We start from the raw sequence: 11,710 nt of genomic DNA, 5'->3' as shown, positions 1-11,710 counted from the left end.
CTGTTTTTGAAACAGTTTCCTGATAAAAGGATTGCCTCATGGCTCTCGACGTTCAAGAAAAAGCTCAAATCGTTGCCGACTACCAGCAAGCCGTTGGTGACACTGGTTCGCCAGAAGTGCAAGTTGCACTGCTGACCGCCAACATCAACAAACTGCAAGGTCACTTCAAGGCCAACGGTAAAGACCACCACTCCCGTCGTGGTCTGATCCGCATGGTTAACCAGCGTCGCAAGCTGCTGGACTACCTGAAAGGCAAGGACGTGAGCCGTTACAGCGCTCTGATCGCTCGCCTGGGTCTGCGTCGCTAATCAGCGATTGCGCTATGAGGTTGGTTGTCTGTCAGACGTCAGCGGGTTTCCGCCGGCGTCCGGCAGGCTCCCAGCCTCAAGTTTTATCTGGATACACGTTTTACCCTGGACAGGCGTCGGGCCGATTCCCGGCATTGCCCAAGAATTTCGCAAGAAACCAGTTCCCCCAAGAGCCACAAAGAAGGTAGGACACCGTGAACCCGGTAATCAAAAAATTCCAGTTCGGTCAGTCGACCGTTACCCTCGAGACTGGCCGTATCGCCCGTCAGGCCTCCGGCGCAGTATTGGTCACCGTTGACGACGACGTCAGCGTATTGGTGACCGTAGTCGGTGCCAAGCAAGCCGATCCGGGCAAGGGCTTCTTCCCTCTGTCCGTTCACTACCAGGAAAAGACTTACGCTGCCGGTAAGATCCCTGGCGGTTTCTTCAAGCGTGAAGGCCGTCCTTCCGAGAAAGAAACCCTGACTTCCCGACTGATCGACCGTCCGATCCGTCCACTGTTCCCTGAAGGTTTCATGAACGAAGTGCAGGTTGTCTGCACCGTCGTTTCCACCAGCAAGAAGACCGATCCGGACATCGCTGCGATGATCGGTACCTCGGCTGCCCTGGCGATCTCCGGCATTCCTTTTGACGGCCCGATCGGCGCCGCCCGCGTGGCTTTCCACGAAAGCACCGGCTACCTGCTGAACCCGACTTACGAGCAGCAAGCTGCCTCGAGCCTGGACATGGTCGTTGCCGGTACTTCGGACGCCGTGCTGATGGTTGAATCGGAAGCCAAAGAGCTGACCGAAGACCAGATGCTGGGCGCAGTACTGTTTGCTCACGACGAGTTCCAGGTCGTGATCAACGCCGTTAAAGAACTGGCTGCCGAAGCGGCCAAGCCAACCTGGACCTGGGCGCCTGCTCCAGAAGCCACCGAGCTGCTGGCTGCTATCCGTTCCGAGTTCGGCGAAGCGATCTCTCAGGCTTACACCATCACCATCAAGGCCGACCGTTATGCGCGTCTGGGCGAGCTGCGTGACCAGGTTGTTGCCAAGCTGTCCGGTGAAGAAGGCCAGCCTTCGGCTGCCGACGTCAAAGCCGCTTTCGGTGAAATCGAATACCGCACCGTTCGCGAAAACATCGTCAACGGCAAGCCACGTATCGACGGTCGCGACACTCGCACCGTACGTCCGCTGAACATCGAAGTCGGCGTTCTGCCGAAGACTCACGGCTCGGCACTGTTCACCCGTGGCGAAACCCAGGCTCTGGTCGTCGCGACGCTGGGCACTGCCCGCGACGCACAACTGCTGGACACCCTGGAAGGCGAGAAAAAAGACCCGTTCATGCTGCACTACAACTTCCCTCCGTTCTCGGTGGGCGAGTGTGGTCGCATGGGTGGCGCCGGTCGTCGCGAAATCGGTCACGGCCGTCTGGCCCGTCGCTCGGTTTCGGCCATGCTGCCTGCCGCTGACGTGTTCCCGTACACCATCCGTGTGGTATCGGAAATCACCGAATCCAACGGTTCGAGCTCGATGGCTTCCGTTTGCGGCGCTTCCCTGGCCCTGATGGACGCTGGTGTTCCGATGAAGGCACCGGTTGCCGGTATCGCCATGGGTCTGGTTAAAGAAGGCGAGAAATTCGCTGTCCTGACCGACATCCTGGGTGACGAAGACCACTTGGGCGACATGGACTTCAAAGTAGCCGGTACCGCCAAAGGTGTGACCGCGCTGCAGATGGACATCAAGATCAAGGGCATCACCGAAGAGATCATGGAAATCGCTCTGGGCCAAGCCCTGGAAGCGCGCCTGAACATCCTCGGCCAGATGAACCAGATCATCGGCCAGTCGCGTACCGAACTGTCGGCCAACGCTCCGACCATGATCGCGATGAAGATCGACACCGACAAGATCCGTGACGTCATCGGTAAAGGCGGCGCGACCATCCGTGCGATCTGCGAAGAGACCAAGGCTTCGATCGACATCGAAGACGACGGTTCGATCAAGATCTTCGGCGAAACCAAGGAAGCCGCTGAAGCAGCTCGTCAGCGCGTTCTGGGTATCACCGCAGAGGCCGAGATCGGCAAGATCTACGTCGGCAAGGTTGAACGCATCGTCGACTTCGGCGCATTCGTCAACATCCTGCCGGGCAAGGACGGTCTGGTGCACATCTCGATGCTGAGCGACGCTCGCGTAGAGAAAGTGACCGACATCCTGAAAGAAGGCCAGGAAGTGGAAGTGCTGGTACTGGACGTGGACAACCGCGGCCGTATCAAGCTGTCCATCAAAGACGTGGCAGCGGCCAAGGCTTCGGGCGTTTAATCACCCCGCAGCTCCAGTGCAATGAAAGATGCCCCGCCGTGAAAACGGCGGGGCATTTTTTTGTCCGTGAAATATCGAGTCATTCGGCGAAGTTGCCGACCTGCAAGACCAGTGCTAGGTTTAGCCCACCGCCCGTGTAGCTCAGCCGGTAGAGCAGCGCACTCGTAACGCGAAGGTCGCAGGTTCGATTCCTGTCTCGGGCACCACTTCTCTTTTCATCTTTCTCGCTCCCCCCTCGAAATCCGGTTTTATGTTCCTCGGGTCAACTTTTTGTGGGAGAGATGTAAAGTCCCGTGTAATTCGCTCGCCAAACGTCCTATATTCGTTGTCTGCATGAGCATCGCTTAGCAGTTTTCAGATGATCCCGAATGGTTCCGAAGGCCGGACAGTCCGCGTCAGAGAGATCCTTGATGATCCAGATCCATCCTCCATTCCCATGATCAGCGAGAACGCCATGAACGAATTAACTCAAGAGCAACGTCACGAAGAAGCGCTTAGAAAATACATCCTTGATGTTCCGGATCTGAAGGAAGAGATCAAGGACCTGAGTCCCGATGATCAGAAAGACCAGATTCAGTGGGCGTTCGAAGATGAAGCCGAAGCCCAGGGCCTGCAGCCGTGGGAGTTGACCCTCAAGTACACCAGTACGCCTGAAGAGTTCGAGGCCAAGCGCCTGGAGCTGCACAAGGAAGCGGCTGAAGTGTTGGGCGTCGAGTGGGAAGAATACTGCGAGATGAACAATCTCGTCGTTTGACGAGAGCTGCCAGCTACAAGCCGCAAGCTACAAGTAAAAGCACAACCGCTTTGGCTTGCAGCTTGTAGCTCGCATCTTGCCGCTGCCCTTAAATGCTCAGGCGCATCGACAGGTCTACAGCCTTCACGTCCTTGGTCATCGCACCGATCGAGATGTAGTCCACCCCGGTCTGTGCGATCGGCAGCAGCGTGCTTTCGTTGATGCCGCCACTGGCTTCCAGTTTTGCCTTGCCGGCGTTCAGGCGCACGGCTTCGCGCATGTCATCAAGGCTCAGTTCGTCGAGCATGATGATATCGGCACCGGCGGCCAGCGCTTCTTTCAGCTCCTCCAGACTTTCCACTTCGATTTCCACCGGCTTGCCCGGGGCAATCTTGTGCGCAGCGGCAATGGCTTGTGGGATGCCACCGCTGGCGGCGATGTGGTTTTCCTTGATCAGGAACGCGTCGTACAGGCCGATGCGATGGTTATGGCAACCGCCGCAGGTGACCGCGTATTTCTGTGCCAGACGCAGCCCCGGCAGGGTCTTGCGGGTGTCGAGCAGTTTCACCGAGGTCTCGGCAACGAAGTCCGCCAGGTACTGCGCGCGGGTCGCCACGCCCGACAGCAATTGCAGGAAGTTCAGGGCGCTGCGCTCGCCGGTCAGCAGCGAACGGGCAGGGCCTTCCAGATGAAACAGTGGCTGATTCGGCGAAACCCGTTCGCCATCGCGCACCTGCCAGTGCACCGCTACCCGTGGATCGAGCTGGCGGAACACCGCATCGACCCAGGCGGTGCCACTGATGACGGCGGCGTCGCGGGTGATGATGGTGGCTTTGGCCAGGCGTTCGGCCGGGATCAGTTGCGCGGTGATGTCGCCGCTGCCGATGTCTTCGAGCAACGCACGGCGCACGTTGGCTTCGATTTCGGCGGTCAAATCGGCGAGACGTAGATTCGGCATAACGGGCTCCACAAACTAAGTGGCCCGATTATAGGGGCATGGCATCAGCCAACCCAAGGCGAGAACCGCTACGCAGCGCTGCATCCGGTCGATTTTCTTGAGCAATCCCCATTCCTTCGTGGTCACTGGAAGGTGTCGGCGCATAGGGGAAACCCTGACGGCTATAGCGCCGGAGACATCTTTTGCAAGATAATCCGCCTTGCATTTGACGCCATGACTTTGACGTCGGCGAATCACCGTTTCAGGAGGCTTGGATGCACAACGACGGGAATGTAGTGCCTTTGCACAAGGTCACTGCCGATCAGGCGACTCACTCGCCGCTCGCCCGCCTGCCCGTGATTCTGCTTCAGGTTCGCGACAAGGCTGCCCAGCGCCTGCGCAACGGTTTGCAGGAGTTGTTCGATAACGCCGACGACACCCTGTTCGAAATGGCCGATCGGGCACGCAATGATGTCGAACAGAACATTTTTTTCGAGGCCATGCGCGACCTGCGCCTCAAGCGCAAGAACATCGAGCGCGGCTTTCTCGAGCAGTTCTTCGAGGCCTTCGTCGGCCTCACTCAATTCGATCCCGTCCCCACCGTCCTCTCTCATGCTTTGCAGCACGAGGACACGACAGCGCGCACCGATGACATGGAGCGCAACGTCGCGGTGGAAACCATGGTCGGCCGCGTACTGAATCGCGACGGTTTCGCCCTCGATCAACTGACCGCGCGATTCAATGCGCTGTTGGGCAAGACCCTCGACGATCATTACAACCCGCTGGGCCCGGCGATGCTTTGCGAATACTTCCTGCAAGCCGGGCGCAATCTGGGGGTGGAGATCAAGGTCAAACTGATCCTGCTCAAATTGTTCGAGCGCTATGTGCTGGCCGACACCGATCAACTCTATGCCGAAGCCAACCAACTGCTGATCGCCACGGGCGTGTTGCCCGAGCTCAAGCCGGCACCGGCCCGTCGTGCCATCGATCAGGCCGTGGCCAGCGTCCAGAGTGAACTCGAGGGCGTCGACCCAACCCAGACCGATACGGGCGTGCAGGAGGTCTTCGCCGCGTTGCAGGAGTTGCTGCTGCATGTGCGCGGCAGCGTCGCACCGACCCTTGAGCCCAGCGCTCCCGCCCAACCGATTTCCACCCGCGACCTGCTGCGCCTGCTTTCGCACCTGCAGCAATACGTGCCGGCGCTGGCGGTGCAGGACGACTTCGATTTGCGCCATCAGCTTGAACAGTTGCTGACCCGGGTCAGCGTGCGCAGCGGCAAGTCGCGAATCGTCGGCGGGGCCGACGAGGACGTGATCAATCTGGTGGCCATGGTCTTCGACTGTATCCTCGATGATCGCAACCTGCCGGATTCGCTCAAGGCGCTGATTGCCCGGTTGCAGATCCCGATGTTGAAGGTCGCGGTGATCGACAAAAGCTTCTTCAGCCGCAGCAGCCACCCGGCGCGGCGCCTGCTCAATGAAATCGCCGAAGCGGCGATGGGCTGGGGCGAGTGCGACGGCAATGCGCGCGACAGCCTGTACCTGCGCATCGAGCAAGTGGTGCAGCGCCTGCTGACGGATTTCGTCGATGACCCGGCGATTTTTTCCGAGTTGCTGGCGGACTTCCTCGCCTTCACCAGTGACGAGCGCCGTCGCAGTGAATTGCTTGAACAGCGATTGCGCGATGCCGAAGAGGGCCGGGCGAAAACCGAAATGGCCCGCCAACGGGTCGAGCAGGCGCTCAATCAGGCGTTGCTGGGCAAAGTCCTGCCACCGTCGGTGGTGACGTTCGTGCAGGAGGCCTGGAGCAAGGTGTTGCTGCTGACCTGCCTCAAGCACGGCGATCAGTCTGCCGAATGGCAGGCCGACGTGCAGACCATGGAGCAATTGATCTGGAGCGTGCAACGCCACGATGATGCCGGAGCCGGTCTGCGTCTGCTGGCGCTGGTGCCGGGGTTGCTCAAGTCATTGCGCGACGGCCTGAGCACTTCAGCTTTTGATCCGTTTGCCACCAGCGGCTTTTTCAGTGAATTGGAAGCGCTGCATGTGCGCCTGCTCGAGCCGTCCAGCGGACCGGATCAGTCCGTGCTGCCGGAAATGATCGAGGTGTCGCAGACGATTGTCTTGCAGATGGCCGACGACGGTCTCAAGCCACGCACGCCGGCGCGTTTGCCGGCCGACGACGCCGGTTTGCGCCAGGTCGATCAGTTGCGCCTGGGCAGTTGGGTGGCGTTCGAAGAAGACGAAGAACACACCCTGCGCTGCAAACTGGCGGCGATCATCGAGGCGACCGGCAAGTACGTGTTCGTCGACCGCACCGGGATGAAAGTGCTGGAGCGTGACCGCACCGAACTGGCCCTGGCATTTCGTCGCGGCGCGGTGCGGGCGCTGGACGACACCTTGCTGTTCGATCGGGCGCTGGAGTCGGTGCTCGGCAATCTGCGGCGGCTCAATCGCGGCAAGTGATCGCGCGCCGGGGGCCGATCACGGCATACTGGTCGCCAACACAGTCGGCGTTGAAGGAATCGGTATGCAGTTGGATCCCGCAAGCGGGTGGTGTCACGGGGTGCAGGTCTGCCCTTCGCCCAACTTCAATGAACGCCCGGCGGGCGAAGTCTCCCTGTTGGTCATCCACAACATCAGCCTGCCACCGGCGCAGTTCGCCACCGGCAAGGTCCAGGAATTTTTCCAGAATCGTCTGGATGTCACGGAACATCCCTACTTTGCCGGGATCGCCGACCTGCGCGTGTCTGCGCATTTTCTGATCGAACGTGACGGCAAGGTCACCCAGTTTGTCTCCTGTCTTGAGCGTGCCTGGCATGCCGGCGTTTCGGTGTTCGAGGGACGGGAAACCTGTAACGATTTTTCCGTGGGCATCGAGCTGGAAGGCACCGATGATCTGCCGTTCACCGATGCGCAGTACCAGGCGTTGACCGTGCTGACCCGGCAGATACAGGCGGCGTTCCCGGCGATCACGCTCGAGCGTATCTGCGGGCACAGCGACATCGCCCCCGGTCGCAAGACCGACCCCGGACCCGCATTCGACTGGGCACGCTACCGCGCTGCCCTGGCACAAGAGGAAGGACAATGAGTTTTCTGGTGTTACTGCTGGCGGTCTGGATCGAGAAGTTCTCGGCTCTGCGCCAACGGGTGCAACGCGATGGCGGATGGATCCGCGAACTGCACAAGCTTGAAACCGGCGGGCTGGCGAAACAGCCGTGGCTGGTGCTGACCATCCTGGTGCTGTTGCCGGTGGCGCTGCTGGGCTTGCTGCTGGTGGTGCTGGAGCCGGTGGCCTACGGTCTGCTGGCGTTGCCGGTGCATTTGCTGGTGGTGATTTACAGCCTGGGGCGGGGTGACCTACTCGGCGAGCTCGGGCCGTTCCGCGACGCCTGGCGCCGTGAGGATCTGCAGGCCGCTGCCCATGTGGCCAAGCGTGATCTGAACATCTGCGCCGAAAGCGGCGAACAATTGCTGGAGCAAGTGCAACGACATCTGTTGTGGCAGGCCTACCAGAGCTTTTTTGCGGTGATTTTCTGGTATTTCCTGCTCGGTCCGGTGGCGGCGCTGAGCTATCGCTTGCTGGCGCTGGCCGAAGAAAACGCCCAGAACCCGGCGGTGGCCGAACGCGCCGGGCAACTGCGTCATGCCTTCGACTGGGTGCCGGTGCGCCTGCTGGCCGCGAGCCTTGCACTGGTGGGCAATTTCGTCGCGGTCAGCCGAGTAATGCTGCACGAGCTGCTGAACTGGAACATCAGCGCTGCGCAACTGATCAACAAGGTCGGGCTGGCGGCCGGGGAAATCCCGCCGGCCGCTGTCGGTCCCGAAGGCATCAACACCCTCGACTGCCTGTGGGAACTGCTGCTGCGGGCGGCGGTGCTGTGGTATGCCGGCTTTGCCCTGTGGACGGTGCTGGCGTAGGCCGTTCGCGTGACGAGGGGGGCAATCCCCCTCGTTAACCTTAAGTTACAAAACCTCCCTTCGATTTGAGCTATACAGAGATGGCGCCCGATAGTGGCTATCTGCTGTCGCCTCGCGCCTGCCAATAAAAACAAGAAAAAACCAAGGGAGACTTCCAGTGAAGAGCTTGCTCTATCCCGCCGTCTCGTTGATGAACCGCTTGAGCTTCGGCATGAAGTTCAGCCTGATCAGCGTGCTGTTCCTGGTGCCGATGCTGGTGACCAATTTCTATCTGGTGCGCGACTCCTATCGCGAATTCCAGGGCACCCGGGTGGAGCTGCAGAGCCTCGACCTGCTGGGCAGCAGCCTGACCCTGCGCCGGGATCTGGAAACCCTTAACAATCTGGTGCAGATCAACGTCACCCTCGGCCAGTCCGGCAAGGCCGGCAATGTCGAAGCGCAGATCACCAGCCTTGAGCAAAACGTCCTGGCGCGCCTGCAAGGGCTGACGCCGATGACCGAGGATCCGGAGCAGATCAAATTCTTCGAGGCCAAGCGCGATGAAATGATCGCCGCCTTCAAGGCCCAGCAAGCGGAAAACTCCCTGCAAAGCAAAAGTGCGCTGATCGGCAAGTTGCTGGGCAATGCGCAGGTTTTCAGCCAGATCGTGGCCAGTCAGGCCGGATTGAGTCGCGACAATCAGGGCGACATTCGCCAGCTCAGCGAGCTGATCACCGCGATCACGCCGGCCGTTACCCAGGCCTTGGGCGAAGGTCGGGCGATGGGCTCGTATTCATTGGGCCAGGGCTTTCTCAACAGTTCGTCGAGCACCCGTTTTGACGAGTTGCTGGTGCAGATCGAAAAACTTCAGGCCGAGTACGGCCTGAAATTGCAGGACGCGCTGGGCTCAAGCAAAGCCGCCCGTGATTCCCTGAGCGCACCGGCCGATGCCAGCAAGGCATCGCTGAAACAGGCCGGCACCCTGATCGAAGAACAAGTGGTGATGGCCGAAACGCTCGACGCTCCATGGCAGGGGTTTTATGACCAGGTCACCGGGCTGATGGACCAGACCTATCAGCTCAACGACGCCACCCTGAAATTCCTCGATACCCAGTTGCAGCAGCGCCTGGGGCAAAACCGCACGCACATGGTGCTGCAAGCTGTGGCGTTGTCGGTGGTGTTCGTGCTGATTTTCTATCTCTATGGCGGCTTCTACGCGTCGACCCGCGCCACCCTGAAAAACCTCGGCGCCATGATGGATAAAGTTGCCGCGGGCGACATGACAGTGAATTTCCGCGCCAACAGCCGCGATGAACTCGGCGAATTGGGCGAGGTGTTCAACGGTACGGTGAAGAAAATCCATGACCTGATTGAGCGGGTCGGCCACACCGTTGGCGAGGTCGAGCGACAGGCGGGGCAGGTGGAAAACGTCTCGGCGCAAAGCAATCAGGCGGTCGCCGGGCAGCGCACGCAGATCGAGCAAGTGGCCACCGCGATGAACCAGATGTCGGCAACGTCGCTGGAGGTGGCACGCAGTGCAGCGGCAGCGGTCAGCAGTGCGCACAGCGTGAACGACGAAACCATCAGCGGTCGCGGGTTGGTGGAATCGCAGCAGGGCAGCATTGCTGCACTGGCGAGCGAAATCGATCAATCGGTGCTGGTGATCAACCAGTTGGCCAGCGACAGTCAGTCGATCAGTCGCGTGCTGGAAGTGATCAAGAGCATCGCCGAACAGACCAATCTGCTGGCGCTCAACGCCGCGATCGAGGCCGCGCGGGCCGGTGAGCAGGGCCGCGGTTTTGCCGTGGTCGCCGACGAAGTCCGCACGCTGGCCAAGCGCACCCAACAATCGACCGAAGAAATCGAGCAGATGATCGCCAAACTCCACGGCGGCGTCGGCGCGGCAGTAAAGGCCATGGGCGTCAGCCATCAGATGGCCAACGGCACGGTGGGGCAGTCGGAAAAAGTCCAGCAGGCGCTGGAAAACATCCTCGGCGCTGTCGGCATGATCGTCGACCAGAACCAGCAGATCGCCGCCGCCGTCGAACAACAGACCGCCGTCGCCCACGATATCGACCAGAACATCGTCGAGATCAACCGTGCCGGCGAGCGCACCGCAGAAGGCGCGCATCAGACCGAAGACGCCAGCCGCGCGTTGTCGGCGCAGGTGGTCGAGTTGAAACAGCTGATCAGCGCGTTCCGGGTTTGAATTGACCTGCCTCCTGTGAGGCAGGTTTTTTCGGAATGGCTTGTAGTACTTTTTTGCCTACATCTGTAAGCCCAATCCTGTTTTCCTCCAGGCGCTGGTTTTTCGGCCTCAATGAACCAAGCTCAGTTCTTTGACCACTTGGAGGAGATCGCACATGTCTGTCGCAACCCTGGGCGTCCAGGGCCTCTGCGCCCACTGCCAGACCACGCTGGTGCTCAAACCCTGGCAACTGAATGCCATTTCGATCCACGAAGCGTTCACCTGTGCCCATTGCCAGAAAAGCCTGGAATTGCGTTGCCCCAAGCAGATCAAACGTTTCCGTTCGCTCGATTCACTCGGCCTGCTGCGCGCCAGTGCGCTGGTGACGGTGTGCACCGCGCTGCTGGTGGCCCTGGTGATGGAATGGGTGGGTCTGCTCAGCGTCACCGAGCAGCTGAACGGGTCGCTGATCGCGATTTTCGTGTACTTCGCGGTGATTCGTTATGCCCGGCAGCGCCAGCACCTGACGCTGATTCTCGACGCGGCCAAGGCCCACGCCGACTGACTACCAGCCGAACACCTCGCAACTGTTGGCGGTACTGGCGGCAGCGAGTTGTTGCGCACTGATGTTCATCAAAGTGGCCAGTGAGTCGCAGATCGCCGGCAGATGCGCTGGCGTATTGCGAATGCCGGGGAACATGGCGGGTGCCATGTCCGGTGAGTCGGTTTCCAATACCACCGAATCCAGCGGCAAGTCGGCCAGCACCCTATGCATGCGCAACGCCTGCGGCCAGGTCGGTGCACCTCCGAGGCCGAGTTTGAAACCGAGTTTGATGTATTCCCGCGCTTCTTCACGGCTGCCTGCGAAGGCGTGAATGATGCCGGCGCGCTTGAGCTTGAAGCGCTTGAGCGTGGCAATCACCGCCGCATGACTGCGCCGCACATGGATCAATGCCGGCAGTTCAAAATCTGCCGCCAATTGTAGTTGTGCCTCGAAAAGCGCTTGCTGGCGTTCGCGGTCGAGGGTTTCGATGAAGTAATCCAGGCCGATTTCGCCGACCGCGCACAGCTGCCGATGACCCTTTAGCCGTGTCAGCCAGTCGCCCAGAGCAAGCAGGTCTTCAGGCCGATGCTGATCGAGATAGACGGGGTGCAATCCGAAGGCCGCGTACAGATCGGCATCGCTTTGCACCAGATCCCACACCCTTTGCCAGTTGCCTTCGTAGACACCCAACACGACCATTCGCCGCACCCCGAGGGCGCGGCTTTCGGTGAGCAGTGCCGCGCGGTCGGCGTCGAAGTCGGGGAAGTCCAGATGGGTGTGGCTGTCGATCAGCTCCACGGC

The 11,710-nt window shown here is 60.2% G+C and carries 10 protein-coding genes and 1 tRNA gene; 9 read left to right on the top strand and 2 right to left on the bottom strand.

Annotated elements, in window-relative coordinates; genetic code table 11:
- Positions 1 to 38 precede the first annotated feature (38 nt).
- The 4 genes from rpsO to AWU82_RS19255 all read left to right on the top strand — a co-directional run bounded on the left by rpsO (position 39) and on the right by AWU82_RS19255 (position 3,362).
- Entirely contained in the window at positions 39 to 308 is a 270-nt protein-coding gene (gene rpsO / locus AWU82_RS19270; protein ID WP_011332409.1) for a 30S ribosomal protein S15, read from the top strand.
- Positions 309 to 502: 194 nt separating this feature from the next.
- Entirely contained in the window at positions 503 to 2,608 is a 2,106-nt protein-coding gene (pnp, locus tag AWU82_RS19265; RefSeq protein ID WP_011332410.1) for a polyribonucleotide nucleotidyltransferase, read from the top strand.
- Between the two features lie 130 nt (positions 2,609 to 2,738).
- Positions 2,739 to 2,814, top strand: a tRNA-Thr gene (locus tag AWU82_RS19260).
- A gap of 248 nt (positions 2,815 to 3,062) precedes the next feature.
- On the top strand, positions 3,063 to 3,362 hold the full coding sequence (locus tag AWU82_RS19255) for a DUF6388 family protein (RefSeq protein ID WP_064384138.1): 300 nt from the start codon (positions 3,063 to 3,065) through the stop codon (positions 3,360 to 3,362).
- An 88-nt stretch (positions 3,363 to 3,450) separates the two neighbouring features.
- Here AWU82_RS19255 and nadC read toward each other — a convergent pair whose 3' ends face one another.
- On the bottom strand, positions 3,451 to 4,299 hold the full coding sequence (nadC, locus tag AWU82_RS19250; protein WP_011332412.1) for a carboxylating nicotinate-nucleotide diphosphorylase: 849 nt from the start codon (positions 4,297 to 4,299) through the stop codon (positions 3,451 to 3,453).
- 254 nt (positions 4,300 to 4,553) lie between these two features.
- Here nadC and AWU82_RS19245 point away from each other — a divergent pair, with 254 nt between their 5' ends.
- The 5 genes from AWU82_RS19245 to AWU82_RS19225 all read left to right on the top strand — a co-directional run bounded on the left by AWU82_RS19245 (position 4,554) and on the right by AWU82_RS19225 (position 10,930).
- Positions 4,554 to 6,743, top strand: a complete 2,190-nt coding sequence (locus AWU82_RS19245; RefSeq protein WP_064382583.1) for a DUF1631 domain-containing protein — start codon at positions 4,554 to 4,556, stop codon at positions 6,741 to 6,743.
- 64 nt (positions 6,744 to 6,807) lie between these two features.
- Positions 6,808 to 7,368, top strand: a complete 561-nt coding sequence (ampD, locus tag AWU82_RS19240; RefSeq protein WP_064382582.1) for a 1,6-anhydro-N-acetylmuramyl-L-alanine amidase AmpD — start codon at positions 6,808 to 6,810, stop codon at positions 7,366 to 7,368.
- A complete protein-coding gene (gene ampE / locus AWU82_RS19235; RefSeq protein WP_064382581.1) occupies positions 7,365 to 8,198 on the top strand; it encodes a regulatory signaling modulator protein AmpE in 834 nt (277 codons plus the stop codon). Before ampD ends, ampE begins: the two co-directional genes overlap by 4 nt.
- Positions 8,199 to 8,355: 157 nt before the next feature.
- Positions 8,356 to 10,386 (top strand): methyl-accepting chemotaxis protein, encoded by a 2,031-nt coding sequence (locus AWU82_RS19230; RefSeq protein WP_064382580.1) that lies wholly within the window; start codon positions 8,356 to 8,358, stop codon positions 10,384 to 10,386.
- Positions 10,387 to 10,540: 154 nt separating this feature from the next.
- Positions 10,541 to 10,930: a hypothetical protein gene (locus AWU82_RS19225; protein ID WP_064382579.1), complete on the top strand. Its 390-nt coding sequence runs from the start codon at positions 10,541 to 10,543 to the stop codon at positions 10,928 to 10,930.
- On the opposite strand, the gene AWU82_RS19220 is transcribed toward AWU82_RS19225, so the two are convergent.
- Positions 10,931 to 11,707: a TatD family hydrolase gene (locus AWU82_RS19220; RefSeq protein WP_064382578.1), complete on the bottom strand. Its 777-nt coding sequence runs from the start codon at positions 11,705 to 11,707 to the stop codon at positions 10,931 to 10,933. It lies immediately after the preceding gene.
- Between the last annotated feature and the right edge of the window lie 3 nt (positions 11,708 to 11,710).

It is taken from the genome of Pseudomonas glycinae, assembly GCF_001594225.2.
In the GTDB taxonomy this organism is placed as follows: Bacteria; Pseudomonadota; Gammaproteobacteria; order Pseudomonadales; family Pseudomonadaceae; genus Aquipseudomonas; species Aquipseudomonas glycinae.
This window is presented reverse-complemented; position numbering and strand designations above follow the sequence as displayed.